The sequence below is a fragment of the Micromonospora sp. NPDC000207 genome (assembly GCF_040300925.1).
Taxonomy (GTDB): Bacteria; Actinomycetota; Actinomycetes; order Mycobacteriales; family Micromonosporaceae; genus Micromonospora.
In genome coordinates this window covers 1-16,622 of sequence record NZ_JBEPEQ010000118.1, presented here as the reverse complement: position 1 = coordinate 16,622, position 16,622 = coordinate 1, and the positions used below count along the sequence as shown (strand labels likewise).

The 16,622-nt window shown below is 70.4% G+C and carries 15 protein-coding genes, 2 pseudogenes and 2 CRISPR repeat arrays; of the genes and pseudogenes, 4 read left to right on the top strand and 13 right to left on the bottom strand.

The window, feature by feature from the left end:
• From ABT336_RS23190 to ABT336_RS23160, 7 genes are all read right to left on the bottom strand, one after another.
• A partial coding sequence (locus ABT336_RS23190; protein WP_502891240.1) for a hypothetical protein occupies positions 1-462 on the bottom strand: 462 nt, incomplete at its 3' end.
• Between the two features lie 26 nt (positions 463-488).
• Positions 489-1,709, bottom strand: a complete 1,221-nt coding sequence (locus tag ABT336_RS23185) for a TIGR02678 family protein (RefSeq protein ID WP_350898997.1) — start codon at positions 1,707-1,709, stop codon at positions 489-491.
• The gene (locus ABT336_RS23180; RefSeq protein ID WP_350898995.1) at positions 1,706-3,328 is read right to left on the bottom strand and encodes a TIGR02677 family protein; all 1,623 of its coding nucleotides are present in this window, start codon (positions 3,326-3,328) and stop codon (positions 1,706-1,708) included. The genes ABT336_RS23185 and ABT336_RS23180 overlap by 4 nt, the downstream gene beginning before the upstream one ends.
• Positions 3,329-3,461: 133 nt before the next feature.
• Entirely contained in the window at positions 3,462-3,647 is a 186-nt protein-coding gene (locus tag ABT336_RS23175; RefSeq protein ID WP_350898993.1) for a hypothetical protein, read from the bottom strand.
• Positions 3,644-3,841 carry a hypothetical protein gene (locus tag ABT336_RS23170; RefSeq protein ID WP_350898999.1) on the bottom strand — a complete coding sequence of 66 codons (198 nt, stop codon included), beginning with the start codon at positions 3,839-3,841 and terminating at the stop codon, positions 3,644-3,646. The genes ABT336_RS23175 and ABT336_RS23170 overlap by 4 nt, the downstream gene beginning before the upstream one ends.
• Positions 3,757-4,020, bottom strand: a complete 264-nt coding sequence (locus ABT336_RS23165) for a transposase (RefSeq protein ID WP_350898991.1) — start codon at positions 4,018-4,020, stop codon at positions 3,757-3,759. Before ABT336_RS23165 ends, ABT336_RS23170 begins: the two co-directional genes overlap by 85 nt.
• 176 nt (positions 4,021-4,196) lie before the next feature.
• Positions 4,197-5,111: an NADP-dependent oxidoreductase gene (locus ABT336_RS23160; protein WP_350898989.1), complete on the bottom strand. Its 915-nt coding sequence runs from the start codon at positions 5,109-5,111 to the stop codon at positions 4,197-4,199.
• Positions 5,112-5,210: 99 nt separating this feature from the next.
• Between ABT336_RS23160 and ABT336_RS23155 the strand changes: the two genes are divergently transcribed.
• The 4 genes from ABT336_RS23155 to cas3 all read left to right on the top strand — a co-directional run bounded on the left by ABT336_RS23155 (position 5,211) and on the right by cas3 (position 12,193).
• Positions 5,211-6,122 carry an AraC family transcriptional regulator gene (locus tag ABT336_RS23155; RefSeq protein ID WP_502891239.1) on the top strand — a complete coding sequence of 304 codons (912 nt, stop codon included), beginning with the start codon at positions 5,211-5,213 and terminating at the stop codon, positions 6,120-6,122.
• 324 nt (positions 6,123-6,446) lie between these two features.
• Entirely contained in the window at positions 6,447-7,823 is a 1,377-nt protein-coding gene (locus ABT336_RS23150) for an Hsp70 family protein (protein WP_350898986.1), read from the top strand.
• A 356-nt stretch (positions 7,824-8,179) separates the two neighbouring features.
• Positions 8,180-8,756: a CRISPR direct-repeat array (repeat unit 28 nt; unit sequence GGATCACCCCCGCGTCCGCGGGGAGCAG).
• A 91-nt stretch (positions 8,757-8,847) separates the two neighbouring features.
• A CRISPR array of direct repeats spans positions 8,848-9,666; the repeat unit is 28 nt; unit sequence GGATCACCCCCGCGTCCGCGGGGAGCAG.
• A 327-nt stretch (positions 9,667-9,993) separates the two neighbouring features.
• Positions 9,994-11,349 (top strand): CRISPR-associated endonuclease Cas3'', encoded by a 1,356-nt coding sequence (locus ABT336_RS23145; protein WP_350898984.1) that lies wholly within the window; start codon positions 9,994-9,996, stop codon positions 11,347-11,349.
• Positions 11,300-12,193 carry a CRISPR-associated helicase Cas3' gene (gene cas3, locus ABT336_RS23140; RefSeq protein WP_350898982.1) on the top strand — a complete coding sequence of 298 codons (894 nt, stop codon included), beginning with the start codon at positions 11,300-11,302 and terminating at the stop codon, positions 12,191-12,193. The genes ABT336_RS23145 and cas3 overlap by 50 nt, the downstream gene beginning before the upstream one ends.
• Here cas3 and cas1e read toward each other — a convergent pair.
• The 6 genes and pseudogenes from cas1e to ABT336_RS23110 form a co-directional block, all read right to left on the bottom strand.
• A pseudogene (gene cas1e, locus ABT336_RS23135) lies at positions 12,169-13,136 on the bottom strand (type I-E CRISPR-associated endonuclease Cas1e). The gene cas3 and the pseudogene cas1e sit on opposite strands and share 25 nt — an antisense overlap.
• A complete protein-coding gene (cas6e, locus tag ABT336_RS23130) occupies positions 13,133-13,807 on the bottom strand; it encodes a type I-E CRISPR-associated protein Cas6/Cse3/CasE (protein ID WP_350898980.1) in 675 nt (224 codons plus the stop codon). The pseudogene cas1e and the gene cas6e overlap by 4 nt, the downstream one beginning before the upstream one ends.
• A 2-nt stretch (positions 13,808-13,809) precedes the next feature.
• A complete protein-coding gene (gene cas5e, locus ABT336_RS23125) occupies positions 13,810-14,511 on the bottom strand; it encodes a type I-E CRISPR-associated protein Cas5/CasD (protein ID WP_350898978.1) in 702 nt (233 codons plus the stop codon).
• Positions 14,508-15,632 (bottom strand): type I-E CRISPR-associated protein Cas7/Cse4/CasC, encoded by a 1,125-nt coding sequence (gene cas7e, locus ABT336_RS23120; protein ID WP_350898976.1) that lies wholly within the window; start codon positions 15,630-15,632, stop codon positions 14,508-14,510. The genes cas5e and cas7e overlap by 4 nt, the downstream gene beginning before the upstream one ends.
• Positions 15,629-16,297, bottom strand: a complete 669-nt coding sequence (gene casB / locus ABT336_RS23115; RefSeq protein WP_350898974.1) for a type I-E CRISPR-associated protein Cse2/CasB — start codon at positions 16,295-16,297, stop codon at positions 15,629-15,631. Before casB ends, cas7e begins: the two co-directional genes overlap by 4 nt.
• Positions 16,294-16,622: pseudogene (locus ABT336_RS23110) on the bottom strand (type I-E CRISPR-associated protein Cse1/CasA); the annotation flags it as partial. The pseudogene ABT336_RS23110 and the gene casB, both read right to left, overlap by 4 nt.

The window sequence follows — 16,622 nt, the reverse complement described above, 5'->3', positions numbered from 1 at the left end:
GAGGTCGGCGCCGACCCGCTGGCTGGTGACGAAGAACCAGTGCCGGGCGATGCCCCGCCCGGCGACCGCCTTCAAGCCACAGCCGACGGTGAGATACCGGTCGCCGTCGCGGTCGCGCCGGCCGAACTCCAGCCAGGTGTAGCCGAGCCGCTCCGGATGGGGGTGCCGGCCGCCGAGCAGCAGGTTCCACTCCATCCGCTTGTGCGGGTCCCCGTCGGGCTCCACCCGGTACGGCGCCAACTCTCCGTCGAGTAGGAACGGCACGGTCAGGGCGAGCACCTTCGACTTGCCGGTGCCGTTGTTGCCCCGCAACAGCAGGCTGCCGCCGTGGAAGTGGAACTCCTCCTGGTCGTAGTAGAAGATGTCGACCAGTCCGGCGCGCAGCGGCTGCCACCGCTCGGAATCCGGCCGGGGCAGGCCGTCCGTCTGCTGCGAGGGGATGTCGGTCACGGTGGCGGTCACCGGGGCTACCTCTCCGTCGTTCCTGGTCAGGGCGTGTGCCCGACGGTGCGGGCGGCGGAGCTCCGGATGGTCGGCTCGGCCAGGGCGTACCGGGCGATCGCCGGACGCGGCAGCACCAACGGGTCGGTGGCCGGCTCCAGGGTGACCAGTTTGAGGGCGGCCAGAGATTCCAGCGCCGCCGCCACCAGGTCCACCTCCGCACCCGGGTCGGTGGCGTGTTTGCGCCAGTACGATCGGTGCTGCCGGGCCAGTTCCCGGGTGTGCCGATGCAGTTCGCTGACCCGCAGGCCCGCCTCAGCGTCGGCGATCCGCTCGGCCAGGAGCAGGGTCAGATGGCTCTGCATCCCCTCGGCCGGCATCCGCACGTCGGTCAGCTCGTCGTCCGGGTCGACCATCGCGATCCCCTCCGCACGTACCTCGGCCACCAGCCCGGTGAACTCGGTGATCCGGTGCAGCAGCGCATGCCGCTGACTGGTCAGGTAGGCGAGTTCGGCGTCGGAGAGTTCGTCGCGGTAGAGCACCGGCTGCTCCAGCAGCAGCCGGGTGAGCCGGTGACGCAGTGCCCGGTTGCGGGCCTCGTCGACCTCCGGCACCACCTCGGCGGTCAGTGCCGCCAGCCGGGAGTCCGCGCTGGCCTCGTCGATCATCGAGGGTCCCCGGACGGTGGCGAGCAGCCCGGCGACGACGTGCCGGTCCACGTCGTAGAGCACGTCCCCGCCGGAGCCGAGGTAGGCCTCCTCGTCCCCCGCGACCCGACGCAGCACCCCCCAGTGCAGCAACAACCGCACCACGGCGACCATGTCGGCCCGGCGTTCCCGACGGTCCAGGGCGAAGGAGAAGCCGGCGGCGGTCAACGCCGGGTCGGCCGCCGCAGCGACCACCTCCTCGGCCAGCCGACCGAGGGTGACCTGCCCGTCGGCCCGTTCCAGGCCGGCCAGGGCGAGGCAGGTCAGGACGTACCGCTGTCGGGAGAAGGGGGTACGGGCGCGAGGGTCCCGGGCCGGATGGGTGCTGTCGGCCGGGTCGGCGGTGAGCTTCATCAGCCGTACCGACTGGGCGTCGGCGACCAGCCGCCAGCCGGTCTCCCGGTCGAACCACTCCCGCAGCTCCGAGGCGTAGCCCCGGACCAGCCGGAAGTCTTCCTCGGCGGTGAGCCCGGCGACCAGCAGCGGGCGGGCCAGCAGCAACCGGGCGGCCCGGCGGCGGCGCGTCTGCGGGTCATCGCTGAGGCTGCCGCGGCGACTCACGAGGCCACCAGGTCGGTGATCTCGATGAGGTGCTCCGGGCCGGTGAGCACCCCGTCGACGGTGACGATCCGCACCGGGGCGGCCCCCTCGACCCGGCGCAGCCGAACCGCCATCGTCCCGTCCGAGGTGGTGGTGATCACCTCCGACCGGTCCGGGCCCAAGCCGGAGATGGCATCACCGAGCAGATGGAGGAAGAGCCGGAACTCGACCGGGTCCAGCTCGGTCAGCGTGGACAGCAGGACCGGCTCCCGTGTGGCCAGGGCGGTTCGGGCCCTCGCGGTCTGCTCCGCCTCCCGGCGCACCCGGTCGGCGAGCGCCCGACGCTGCTCCGACCGGTCGATCACCCGGTTCGGCGAGCCTCGCCGCTCGTAGGATCCGGTCCGCCGCAGCCGGGGGCTGATCTCCAGCCGAGGTGCCTGCGCCCACGGGGTGACCGCCGGGACCGGCTGCTCCCGCACGACCGCGAGGGTCTCGGTGGTGACCGTCAGGTGCCGGGCGGCGGAGAGCCCGAACGCGGTGTGCCAGAGCCGGTGCGCGGCCGCGTCGTCGGGTGCCTCGGCGAACCAGAGCGCGAGGCGGCGGAAGTCGGCAGACCGGTCGGAGCGGCCGGCCCGCCGCTCGTTGATCGCCGCGACCGTGCCCAGGAGCTGGCGGATCGCGCCGATCGCCGCGGTCCGCAGCAGCCGGGCCTGGGAGGGGCGGCTGCTCTCCGCGCTGACGAACCAGTCGCGCAGGCCGGCCCAGCGGTGCCGCCAGGCGCGCAGCGCCTCCCGTTCCGCGCTGACGACCCCGTCCCGGGCGGTCGACGTCGGCCGGCCGGTGCCGCCGGACCCGTCGTCGTCGGCCGCGTCGGCCGGTGGGCCGCTGCCGGGCTCCTGCCCGGGTACGGCGTCGGCGGCCTCCCGGCGGGCCACCACCACCAGCAGGGGGTCGACCCCGATCTCCTCGATCCGACCGGCCAGCGCGGCGATCTCGGCCCCCTGGTTGGCCAGGTCCGCGATGAACCGCTCCAAGTAGGAGATCAACAACTCCTTGTACGCGAGGAAGGCCGCGACGTCGACATCGACGAAGTCGATGGTGCGCCGCAGCGACGCCATGAAGGCCTGCGCGTTGTCGGCCAGGTCGGTGAACCGGTCGACCAGGATCATCATCAGCAGGTGGGTCTTCGCCGGATCCGGCTGCCCGCCGGCGCCCGCCTCCTCGGCGACGAGCAGCAGCGCCCGCAACTGTCCGGCGATGTCCGACAGGGCCACCGACTGGAGGGCGCCGCGCCGGCCCACGGCCTCCTCGTAGGTGGCGATGGCCTGCTCGGCCGCGTGTCCCTCCGGGCTGAGCTGGTAGAGGTAGCGGGCTTGGTGGAAGTCCTCGACCGTGGTCACCCGGCCGGTGTCCGGGTCGGCCCGCAGGTTGCCCCAGTCGCGGAGCTGGTCGAGCACGGCCCGGACGGTCTCCGGCGACTGCCCGGCGTCGAGCTCAGCGAGCACGTCCTCCGGCCGCAGGTGCACGGCGAACCGCTGCTTGGCCCGGACGAACACCATCAGGGCCTGCCGGTACAGCGTCGCGTTCTGGGCCTGGAGGTGGGCGAACGGCCGCGCTGACGTTTCCACCCCGATAGCCATGGCACCGATTGTCGCATCGACACTACTCGGGACAGTCACCGACGGTAGACGACGGGTGGGGGTCGACCGCCCCCTTCCCCCCGGGACGGGTCACCTGGGTTCGATGGGGTGGCCAGCCCCCACCGCAGACACCTCAATAGTGATCAAGGTTCAGGCGGCAGATGGCGGGAGGAAGCCAACGAACGATCTCGCCAGGAACGCACACCACGGCATCGAGCAGCAGATCCTGCAGAACGTCCAACCGGTCAGCGAGAGTGAAGTGGCTGAGGGCCATCGTATCGAGCACAAAGACGGATGCGCCTTGTGCCATCAAGCTCACGGGGCGATCTCCGTATCGTCGTCCTGCGGCAGGTCCACCTCGACCATCTGGTCATGCATCAACTCCACAGCCCTGGCCCGAGTGATTCGCCTGCTCCGCAACGCCTCCATCACGGCCTGGGCGTAGGCGGGCGGCACCCGTACCGACGAAAGGTCGGGCTGCGGTGTCCAGCCCAACGCCTCCATGAACTCCACTTGGGTGGGCCGAGCCTGACTCCAGGTCCTTCGCGGTCCCTTTTCGCCCAGTTGGCCAGGTTTCCGCTGTTGATCCCCAGGTCACGGGCGACCTGAGCGATCGACTTACCCGTCTCGCACACGATGCGCACCGCGCCCGCCCGGAACTCCGGATCGAACTGGCGTCTCGTCTCAGCCATGAACCTCTATCCCTCAAGCTCTGGCCTCCACGCTACGAGGGGAAGGGCACCTATCGGTGCAGCAGACCCTAACGAAGGAGGCTCACCTGGCACTGAGCGGTGATCAAGGGTCCCGGCGGCCGACGCGCAACAGGACGGTGGGTGAGGAGGCCGGCGTGGTGGTCATCAAGACTCCTTCACGGAACAAGGATCGTCTTGCCACGGATGCGGCCGGACTCGGCATCTCGGTGCACCGCGGCCAGATCGGCGAGCGGGCGCGACGCGGCGACATCGACACCGACGGTGCCGGCGTCGACGAGCCTGACCAGGCCAGCGAGGTGGCTGGTGTCGTTGCGGGCCACGAAGTGCACCACCGTCACCGCGAACCCGGCGGGTGCCTTCAGCGCACCAGTGGCGGAAACGACAACGCCGCCTGGCCGCACCAGCGACATCAGCGTCACTGCCTGCCGCGCACTGACCACGACGAAGTTGAGGATCGCATCGACCGGCCGGTCGAGCGCGTCGCCGAGGGGCGTGGCCGTGTAGTCGACGACCTGGTCGGCGCCGAGTTGGCGGACCACTTCGGTACTGCGTGGGCTGGCCGTCGCGGTGACGTGGGCTCCGGCGTGCTTGGCAAGCTGGACCGCGAACCCGCCGACGCCACCGCCCGCCCCGTTGACCAGCACCCGCTGCCCAGGCGCGATGCCCGCGTGCTCGAACACCGCCTGCCAGGCGGTGACACCAGCGATGGGGATGGCGGCGGCGTGCGGGAGGGGAACCGCGGTGGGCGCCGCGACAACGGTGTCAGCTGCGGTGGTGACGTACTCGGCCGCGGCACCGCCTGCGTCGAGCCGGCCGATGACCCGGTCGCCGACGGCGAGGGTGTGCACGTCGTCGTCGACCTCGACGATCGTGCCGGCGACGTCCCCGCCGAGGGTGTACGGCAGATCCAGCGGAAAGACGGAGCGCAGCAGCCCGCGGCGTAACCCGATGTCGGACGGATTGAACGAGGTCGCGGCGACGTTGATCAGCACGTCGCCGCGGCCGGGCACCGGCCGTGGCACATTGTCCGTTCGGATGACCGAGGCATCACCGTGGTGGTGGATTCGCATAGCTTTCACGCCTCGAACCTATGGCGGTGACCGAAGACGAACCATGCTATGGAGTCCTCATTTCATGCTCGTTCGTCTCTGCGTCAATACTCTGGCCACATGGACGTACTCAGCGACGTGATCACGGTCATGCGAACCGGCCAGCCGCGTTCTGCGCGGGTGGCGTGGCACGCCCCGTGGGCGCAGCAGTTCGCATCCGTACCCGGCTCCGCGGGCTTCCAGATAGTCCTGCAGGGACCGTGCTGGCTCATCGACGCAGATGCCAGCCCTGTGCCGCTTGCGACTGGAGACATAGTGTTCCGGCCGCACGGGCGCGGACACACACTCGCCGACAGCCCAACGACAGTGCCTACCACGCCCGCATGCGATCGGAACGACCCGCAAGTACTCCTACGAAACGCCACCGACGCCCCCGCCACAGTCACCCTGTGCGGTGCTTACGAACTTGAATCGGCCCGTACCCATCCGCTGCTCAACGACCTGCCCGAACTCATCCACCTCCCCGCGCACCTCGGGCGGCACCCCGGACTGCGCACCACCGTGGACCTGCTCTCCACCGAACTAGAGCGACCCCGGCTCGGTGCCGACGCCATCATTCCTGCACTGCTCGACACCCTGCTGCTACACATCCTGCGCACCTGGCTCGACCAGAACCCCACAACCGGGACCGCCACCACTGGCTGGGCGGCGGCACTCAACGATCCGGCGACAACGGCCGCACTCCAGGCAATCCACCGCGACCCGGCGCTGCCGTGGACCGTCGCCTCGCTCGCCGCCGAAGCGGGCCTGTCCCGGGCACCGTTCGCCCGCCGCTTCACTGCTCTGCTCGGCCAGCCGCCACTGACCTACCTGAGATGGTGGCGGATGAACACCGCCGCCCGACTTCTCCACCAATCCGATGCGCCGCTGAGCGCCATCGCTGGAAGAGTCGGCTACACATCCGAGTTCGCCTTCGCCAACGCCTTCAAACGCCAGTACGGAACCGCCCCTGGCAGATACCGCCGCACTTGATTCGACGAGCAACGGCATGTGGTGAACATGCGCATCGAACCCTCGCCTCGAACTGTCGTCGCAGGGCTGTCATGTCGCCGGTCCCGTCCTTGAGGTTGAGGGCCTCGCCTTGAGTCCGCGCACCGAGTCATCGACACCCTCGGCCCGCTGCTCGCCCTGGCCCCGGTACACCGGTACGTCGACAACCCCGCCGACCTGCTCGGGGCACCAACTGACCGCGACGATGCGGCACCCCCGGACGCGGCGGACCTCCTCGCCGCAGTCCTGCGGCACACCGCCTTCCACGCCACCCACCAGGTCGGGCAACCCATCACCGGACTCACCATGACCGTCCCACCACAATGGGGACCACGACGTCGCGGACACCTCGCAGAAGCCGCCTCCCGCGCAGGCCTCCCACCGCCCACCCTGGTCACCGCCCCCGCCGCCCTTGCCGCCTACGCCACGGCACTCGGCCACGCCGTGCCCCAGAACGCCTGCATCCTCGTCTGCCAAGCAGACCGACAACCGGTCACCCTCACCGTCCTCCAACTGGTCGGCGACGACTTCCACGAACTCGCCACACGGCAGATCGACACCCCCCGCGACGTCGACCACCTCATCGTCCAACGAGTGATCGCCGCCGCGACCACCAACGACGACCCGCTCCGGACACAGGCCGACCACCCCTCGGGCGTCGACACGAACGGTCGGCTCGCCCTCATGGAGTCGGTCCGCACCGCCCGGCATCTCCTCGCCGAACACGACCGGGCACCCGTCCTACTACCCGCGCCCCGACCACCCGCCGTCATCACCCGCGACGACGTCACCATCGCCACCCAACCGTTCCTCGACGAGGTCACCACCGAAGTCGCCGAACTCCTCGACGCCGCCGACGTCGACAAGACGCACCTCGCCGGTGTCATCGTCCGCGCCGCCCACGGCGTACCCGGCCTCACCGAACGAATCGCGCAGGCGACCGGCACCGTCCCCGGCATCGTCGACAACTCCCACGCCCTCGCCGACGGAGCCCTGACACTCACCACCCTCGACCAGCCCGAACCACGCGCCGCCGCCACACACCTACCCCGCGTCCGGCTCCGCATCCGCGACCTCGCCGGCATCCTCCTCCTCGGTGCCTGCTCGCTGGCGCTCCTCCTCCAAGCCGTCCAGACCGCCGACGTCACCACCGTCGACAGCTGGGTCGTCGGCATCCGCACCTCCATGCCCCAACTCGCCACCGCCGGGGCGTTCGCCATGCTCGCCGCACTGGCCATCGCCCACCTCGCCCCCACCACCTGGCTCGCCGGCACCCCGACCCCAGCAACACCCGAACCCACCACCGGCAGCCTCATCCGCCAGGGATACCTCGCCGCCACCGCAGGCGGCCTCATCACCGCCACCCTCTACGGACTCGCCACCGGCACCGCCTTCGAATTCGACTACACGCCGTACCTGAAGTGGACCCTCGGTGCCGCCCTACCCCTGGCCGCCTGCACCGCCCTCATCGCCCTCATCGCCCTCACCGCACCCCGCATCCCCGCCCCCGCCCTACCCACCTGGCTCACCCTGGCCCGCCCCGCCCTCACCCCCGCCCTCCTCGCCGTCACCGGCATCTATCTCATGCGCGCGGCACTCACCCTCACCACCCCGGTCGACCTCGCATGCCCGGCCTCGTCGGCAGCCTCGGAGCAGCCCTCCTCGGAGCAGCCACCATCCTGACCATGACGAACAACCGCCTGCTCCGCGTCATCGCCGTCCCGGCCTGGCCATCGGATACGCCCTCGTCTTCACCTACACCACCAAAAGCGCCCTCATCGTCGCCTACCTCGTCGCACTCACCTGGTGGGCCATCCGCACCACGACCAGAACCCTGCAACTCGCCTTCCCCGGCACAGGAGCAGCCCTCCGGCGTCTCACTGATCGATCCCACGACTGAGGCGCCTCGCTGATGGCGTTGCCGGTCAACGGTGTTGGTGTCACCCGAGCATCCAGCCTGCAACCACCGCATGCAGGGACAGGGCTCCCACGGAATGATTTCCCCCCGCTTTGATGGAACTCTCCATCAAAGCGGGGGCTTGACACCCCCGCGTCCGTGGGGAGCAGGACGACGGCCCGGGGCTACTCACCCCGGGCCGGGAATCACCCCCGCGTCCGCGGGGAGCAGAAGGACGCCGCCGAGACCCCGACCACCCCGACCGGATCACCCCCGCGTCCGCGGGGAGCAGTTCAGGTACAGCACCTTGTACTGGCAGCCCAGGGGATCACCCCCGCGTTTGCGGGGAGCAGCGGTGGGATGTCGGGGAACAGGGCCCGCGCGAAGGATCACCCCCGCGTCCGCGGGGAGCAGGCCGGCACGAACAGGTCCGAGGTGCTCCGCCGGGGATCACCCCCGCGTCCGCGGGGAGCAGCTTGTAGGCCCGCTCGATGCTGACGCACTCGACGGATCACCCCCGCGTCCGCGGGGAGCAGGGCGTCACCAACCCCGGCGACGCCGCATCCGTGGGATCACCCCCGCGTCCGCGGGGAGCAGCTTGTAGGCCCGCTCGATGCTGACGCACTCGACGGATCACCCCCGCGTCCGCGGGGAGCAGTCGGCGTTGCTGATCGCGGTGGTGGGGGTGGTGGGATCACCCCCGCGTCCGCGGGGAGCAGTCCCAGCTGACCGTCACCGGCAGCGTGTTGCTGCGATCACCCGCGTCCGCGGGGAGCAGGAGGCCACCTCGGATCCGGCGTGGGTGCGCGTGGGATCACCCCCGCGTCCGCGGGGAGCAGGGCTTGCTCGCACGACAAGAATGGCTTGTCGGCGGATCACCCCCGCGTCCGCGGGGAGCAGCGGTGAGCACTCCAGCCGCCGCCGCACGTCCAAGGATCACCCCCGCGTCCGCGGGGAGCAGGTGGTCTCGCCCCCCTTCCACCGCCGGATGGTCGGATCACCCCCGCGTCCGCGGGGAGCAGCATCAGCCGCGCGGTTCCAACCCGCCCCCGACCGGATCACCCCCGCGTCCGCGGGGAGCAGCAGCAGGCCACCCAGGAGCGGCAGTCGGCGGGATCACCCCCGCGTCCGCGGGGAGCAGCAAAGGCCGTAGGAATCGTCTCTGCCGATCCCGGGATCACCCCCGCGTCCGCGGGGAGCAGTCGGCGTCGATGCCGATCACGCGCGGCCCGCACGGTTCACCCCCGCGTCCGCGGGGAGCAGCCCCGCCGGATCAGCACGTCCTGCGCGATCCCGGGATCACCCCCGCGTCCGCGGGGAGCAGGTGCGGATCGGGTGCGGCAGGTGGACCTCGGCGGGATCACCCCCGCGTCCGCGGGGAGCAGCAGCATCAAACACGAGGTAGGCCCGAGAAATCAGGATCACCCCCGCGTCCGCGGGGAGCAGGATTCGCGCAGGTTCATGGACCAGGTTGCGGCGGGACCACCCCCGCGTCCGCGGGGAGCAGGGACTCCCCGTAGTAGGCGACGTCGGCCGCGTAGGATCACCCCCGCGTCCGCGGGGAGCAGGACGACAAGCTGGCCAACGAACCGAGCGCCACCGGATCACCCCCGCGTCCGCGGGGAGCAGACTTCTTGACCTGGGGCGCTAGAGATCAACTTCCTCGGTTTCGTTCACTTTGATTCTGAAGATCGTCATTCAGGCCCTCGGGTCGGGTAGGGATTTCCTGCAGGTGGGCTCAGCGTACCGGCTGGCTTTCCGGCGGTGCCGCCCCTGAGAGGCGGTCGGCTCGCTTGTGGTTCGGACTCGAAGAGTTTTCGATCGGGGCCGTGTCCTGGCGTACGTGATTCTCGTTCACGAGGTTGCGGCTCGTTCGGCTGCGGGTCTGGTACGGGCTGTGGTGATTGGAATCGGAGTTGGTGACAAGTGTCGTACCCCTTTGGTTTTGTTCCTTCCGTGGCTGATCAGCATGGTCTCGGTGAGAGCGCTCGCCTTGTGTGGGGCAAGACGAATCGTGATCGGGGGTTCTGGCTTCCGCTGTATCGGCATCTCGCCGACAGCGCGGATGTTGCGGGGTTGTTGTGGGATGTGTGGCTGCCGGCCTCCGTCCGTCAGCGCATCGCGGCGTTGTTGCCGGGTGGGGCCGACGACGGGCGCAGGTTGGTGCGGTGGCTCGCCGGGATTCATGACATCGGAAAGGCCAGCCCGGCGTTCGCCTGGCAGGTGCCGTACCTGCGGCGGGCGATGCAGGATCACGGGTTCACCTTCGACCGCCAGGTGGAAGCGAGCCGGCTCTGTGCGCCGCACGGTCCGGCTGGTCACCTGGCTCTGGTCGACTGGCTCACCGCCGAGCACGGTTGGGCTCGTGAGCAGGCCGGGGCGTACGCGGTGGTCGTCGGCGGTCATCATGGGGTGCCGCCGACCGATACCGACCTCGATGAGATTCGACAGCGGCCTTACCTGCTCGGTGTCGATGGGCTCTGGCCGGGTGTGCGGAACGAGCTGCTCTGTTGGATGAGCCGGTACACCGACGCGACCGACCGGCTGCCTGCATGGCGGGAGGTGGCGCTGCCGCAGCCGGTGCAGGTGCTGCTGACCGCGGTCGTGATCGTCGCCGACTGGATCGCCAGCAACGACGAGCTCTTCCCGTACGGCTATCGGCAGGAAGAGGCTCCTGATCGGCTGGCCCGGGCGTGGGAGGAGTTGGATCTGCCCATTCCGTGGCAGGCGGTGGACGTCGACGGTCTCGATGCGGCGGCTCTGTTCGCCCGGCGTTTCGAGATGCCAGCTGGGGCGCAGCCGTATCCGGTGCAGGCAGCGGTGCTGGAGCAGGCTCGGAGCATGCCGGTGCCGGGTCTGTTGATCGTCGAGGCGCCGATGGGTGAAGGGAAGACCGAGGCCGCGTTGGCGGCGGTGGAGGTCCTCGCCTGCCGTACCGGGGCGGGTGGTTGTTTCCTTGCTCTTCCGACGCGGGCGACCGGTGACGCGATGTTCAGCCGGGTTCTGACCTGGCTCAGTCGCCTTCCTGACGCAGACGTGGGCCGGGGTGCTCGGGACGCGGCCCTGGCCCACGGTAAGGCGATGCTCAACGACGAGTACTCCCGGCTTTATCGAGGGGGGTTACCGAGCGCGATCGCTGAGGACGAGGGTGGGACGGAGATCGCCGTTCATGGCTGGTTGGCGGGGCGGAAACGCAAGATGTTGTCCAGCTTCGTCGTCGGTACCGTCGACCAGTTACTCTTCGCCGCGTTACAGCCGGCACGTGGCGCTGCGACATCTCGGGCTGGCCCGCAAAGTGGTTGTGATCGATGAGGCCCACGCTTATGACGTCTACATGAGCCGGTATCTCGACCGGGCCCTGGAGTGGCTGGCCGCGCACGGTGTGCCCGTGGTCATTTTGTCTGCGACTCTCCCGGCGGGCCGGCGGGTCGACATGATGCGGGCCTACGACGACGGCCGGCTCGGTGTGCGGCACACCAGGAGCCGACCCCGACGGTGGTCTCCTGACGGAGGCCGCGACACCGCTGTGGACAGCTACCGGGTGCTCCGTGACGATCTGCGGTATCCGCTACTCAGCGTCTCGGGTGTCGACCGGACGCCAGAGACGGTGGGGTGTGCGGCATCGGGCCGGAGCCTCGACGTACGGCTCGAACGCCTCGACGACGATTTCAGCGTGCTCGCCGCCCGGCTCCGGGCCGAGCTTGTCGACGGCGGGTGTGCTCTCGTCGTCCGCAACACCGTCGCCCGGGTACAGGAGACCGCTGCCGATCTGCGGAGGCAGCTCGGGCCGTCCATACCTGTGACGGTGGCGCACTCCCGCTTCATGGCCGCCGACCGCGCCGCCAAGGACAAGTGGCTGCGGGACACCTTCGGCTCCCCCAACCATCTGGCCAAGGTGGGGCAGCGCCGGCCGGACTGCCACGTCGTCGTGGCCAGCCAGGTCGCCGAGCAGTCCCTGGACATCGACTTCGACCTCCTGGTGACCGACCTCGCGCCGGTGGACCTGATCCTGCAACGAATCGGTCGCCTGCACCGACACCGACGCGCCGGGCGCCCAGTCCGGCTGGCGGAACCCCAGTGCCTGGTGACCGCGGAGGCCTTCCGGGCAGGCGGTGAGGATGATGACGGTCATCAGAAGTCCACGTCTGCGCTGTAGTTGCGGCCACCGGCCAGTTCGTAGCCTTCGTCGTCCCACAGCCGCACGGCGTCGGTACTGGCGTCCTCGTCCAGCCACGCCGGGTCGATGGGCCCGGCCGTGTCGCTCGTGAGCAGAAGACTGCGGATGTCCTGTACGCACCGATTCAGGAGTGCTCCGTCGTGGATGCGGTCGCGGACGGCTCGGCGGGTGTCCGCGCTGAGGTCGGCGGACTCACCGGCTGCGATGTCGAAGGCCACCGGAATGGTGATCTCGGCCTTGTACAGGTCGGCGATGTCGTAGACGAAGGACCGTTCGTGTCCGGTGTGCACGAAGCCGAGTCCGGGTGATGCACCGATGGCGACGATCACGGCGTGAACCACCCCGTAGAGGCAGGCGTGTGCCGCTGAGAGGGCTTGGTGACGGGGTCGCTGCCGGTGAAGTCGTCCGGGTCGTACTCCCGGTTGTTCCAGGCGATCCCGGTCCGCAGCGCATGTTCGCGGTAGCAGCGGCGGACCCGGGCGCCTTCCTTGCCGCGCAACTGTTGCATGGTGAGGTGGCTGGTGTCCTCGCCTGGAAACCGCATCCGGTACATGGCCCGGGCCACCTGGAGCCGCCGGTCACGGTGTGACACGGCGGCCGCCTGGGCGACGAGGAGTCTGCTGGAGCGAGCGAGGGTACGACCGTGGGCGTAGTAGCGGACTCCCTGTTCGCCGACCCAGACGACGGTGGCGCCGTTGTCGGCGATCAGCATCATCGCCTGCTGGGTGATGCTGGTGCCGGGGCCGAGCATGAGGACCGACAGGGTGGCGGCCGGGATGTGGACGACGCCCTTGTCGTCGGTGGCGGTGATGGCGTTGCTGTCGCGGTGGATGACGCAGCGTTCGAGGTAGATGAAGCTGATCCGGTCCTGGGCGCGGTTGAGGTCGGCGAGTTCCGCCGGGGGGACGCCGGGGGTCTTCACGGGCCCGGCTGGGGTGGGGCGAGGGTGAGCAGACCGCACCCGTATGCCTTGGCGTGTCCGATTCCGCTGGTCAGGGCGCGGCGGAAGCTGTCGGGGTCGGTGACGTGCAGGATGCCGTCGAAGGTCGCCGTGGTGAGGGTGACGGTACCCATGCCGCGTTTGAAGGTGTCGGTGCGCCGCTGGTGCAGCCGCACGTTGGGGCGTCCGTTGGGTTGGGTGGCCACGGCGAAGCCGTTGCGTTCGGCGCGTCGGGTCAGCCAGTCGACCTGTTCCGGTTCGCGGAGGTAGCCGAACCGTTGGGTCTCCTTGGCGTCGGCGGTCTTGCGACCGCTGTGGGTGGGGTTGGCGGTGAGCCGGAACGCCCACTCCTGGCCGGGGCGCAGCGCGGTGAGCAACCCGTCGTAGTCCCGGGTCACCCATGCCTCGGTGGTGGGCCATCCTGCCTGTTCGACGAGGTGGGTCAGGTCGGGTCGGCCGGGGCTGACGATGTAGAGGTGGACGGTGGCGGGGGCGGCGGTGTCGAGGCGCCAGAGGGTGCGGTGGCCGTCGCGTTCGTAGCCCGTCGGGTCGGCGAATCCGGCGCGGACTGCGGCGTGCATGGCCTGGGGGGAGGTGAGGAGCTTGCGGGCGTTGCGGCGGGCCGGGTTGATCTGGAATCGGGTGAGGAACATGCTCAGCCTCCCAGCAGGCTCAGCGGGTCGTGTTCGGTGACGGCGGCCCGCTCGGCGAGGTCGTTGGTGATGTCGGCGTGCCGGCGCAGCACGGATCGCCAGGTGTGTTGCCGGTGCGCCGGGTCGAAGCTGACCGGTTCGTCGGGCACCGTCTCGGTGACGGGTTCACCGGGGCGGGCGTCACGGATGATCTCCAGCCGGACCGTGCGGGCCGCCTTCTTGCGGTGCCACTCGGGGGCGAGCCACGGCCAGTCGGTCAGGGCCTCGTCGAGGGTCATGTCGTGGACGCCGAGGTTGATGGGCCCGGCCGGTGGGCACGAGCGGCGCCCCAGGTAGAGGGGGAACTGCGGCCGGTCCAGGGCTTCGGCCAGGCCCTCCAGGACGCTCGGGGCACCGCTGACGGCGGCCAGGAAGGTGGCGTCGGAGAGGTAGAACCGGTAGGTCAGGGGGGCGCTGCGGCGTCCGTCGAGGGACCGGGCGGTCTGGAAGTCACGCAGGATCTGCCCGGGCTGATCCAGCCGCACGCCGAACTCCAGGTCGAGCAGGTCGGTGAGGGGTTCGGTGCGGCGGATGCCCTTCGCTGCGGCGAGCAGGCCGATGATGCCGCTCTTGGTCGGCGCGATCTCGGTGCCCCGGCGGGTGAAGCGGCTGGACGATCCCCACGACTGCAGGGGCCCGGCCAGTTTCAGCAACAGCACGCTCATGCGGGCTGCCCGAGTGCCACGGAGACCTGCTCCCCCACGCCGGTGACCAGCTCGCTGAGGGTGACGGCCTTCCCGAGGTCGGCGAGGACCGCGGTCTTGTCGCCGACCTGGGTGACCCAGCTGCCGGTCGGCCGTTCCCCGTAGGCGCTCTCGACCGCGACGGTGTGCGCGGCCAGGGCCGCTGCGGCCAGCTCGATCCGGCCGGCGGTGTGCGTCTCGCGGATGGGCGTCTCGAAGGCCCCGACCAGGTTGATCGGTTGGGTGTCGCGCACCCGGACCAGGACGGCGTCGGGCAGGGTCCGGTGGGCGAAGGTGTTCTGCTTGCCGGTGGGCATGCTGCGGGCGAAGGCGGTCAGGAACGCCTCGACGGCGGCCCGGGTCGCTGCGGCGTCGCCGAGGGTCCGGTGCAGGGCGTCGACGTCGATGGTCGCGTACCGGTACAGCGTGGAGGAGTTGAACTCGATGGTGCCGATCATGCCGGCGCCGGTCTCGGCGGCGTCGGCCTTGCGGTCGTCGACGGCGGTGAAGTAGTCGAACTCGTTGTCCACGGCGTGCACGCTGATGGCGTGGGACACCTGGCAGGCGGCGTCGACGTTGATGTCGGCCAGGTCGGCGACCATCCGGCCGAACATCGCCACGTCGACGGAATGGTCGCTGTTGACCAGCGCCTTGAACTGGGCCTTGTCGAGGCCGGTGCCGGCCCGGTGGGCCTCCAGCGCCGCCGTGGCGAGGTTGTCCAACTGGCGGTGGCTGAGGAACATCAGGTAGTCGGACTCGACGTCCTTCGCGTCGGTCTTCTTCTTGGCGGGCTTGGCGAGGCCACCGGCCACGAAGACGTCGGCGGCCAGGGCGGAGGCGGCCTCGTCGGTGAGGCTGGGGTCGAGGGCCCGGATCCGTGCGGCGAGGGACTCCCCGACCCGCTTGGTCCGCTCGCCGAGCTGGGAGCGGTCGAGCAGACCGGCGAAGGCCAGCCGGATGGCCCGCTTCCATGCCTGGCTGGACACCCGGGCCCGCCGGACGCCGCCGTAGACGGCGGTCTTCGGGGAGCCGGTGTCGTCGCGGTTGAGGTTGCTCGGGGGCACGGTCTGCAGGGCGTAGACGTCGATGATGGTGCGGCTCATGACGGGGTCTCCTCGGAGTGGTCGGCGGATGCGGCGTCGGTGCTCGGGCGGCTGCGGAAGAACTCCCGCCCCCAGGTGGCCTGGACCCGGGTGGGGCCGTCGGGTCGGTGCAGGGTCGTCAGGTCGTCGGCGAGCAGGCCGTAGTCCAGGGGGATCTGGTGTTCGCGCAGCAAGGTGGTCAGGCTGCGCAGGTGGTAGATGCTCTCCTGGTAGGTGCTGGCAGTGCCGAGTGCGGCGAAGCGCCGACGCACCCCTTCCGGCCCTCCGGACCTGTGCACCAGGTCGGACAGGGCGAGCCCCAGTCCCCGGCCGTCGGCGTGCATCCGCTCGCGGCGGGACTGCTGGTGCAGGGCGTACAGGGTCACCGCGTCGTGGACGGCGTACTCGGCGTCGGTCGCCACGATGTCGTCGGCCGGCTGGTATCCGAGCAGCTCCGCCGGTACCTGGAGGTAGCGTTCCAGGGTGAAGTCGAAGCCGGGGGGTCGTCCGATGCCGCGCCGGAGCCGGGCCAGTGCGCTGATCGCCTCCGGGGACGGCGGGTTACCCAGGACCCGCGTCTGGAGGGCGCCGACCCGCCGGGCGACGTGCTCACCGAGGTCCCGGCGGCGCCGGAACCACCGGTTCCGTTCGGGGGCCGCCGGTGGGTTGTCGTCCACGACCGTCATGCTGTCGCCTCCTGCGTCTGGGTCGAGGGCTCGGCCGCCATTGGCAGCGCCTTGGCCAGGCCGGTGCGGAACCACGCCTCGGCCTGGGAGCTGGAGTAGTGCACGTCCTTACCGGTGTGGTCCTTGCCCCATCGGCCGGTCCACGCCTGCGGGCCGGCGGCCTCGACCATCGCGAGACCGATCCGGGCGACGGCGCGACGGACGAGCCGCTGCCAGTCCCTCCGTTCGTCCACCGGGTCGCTGCCGGGTCCGAGCCGGGCCAGCCAGTCGCGGAAGACCTGGTCCAGCAGGGCGTACGCGCCTGGCTGGCCCGGCTCGGACCCGG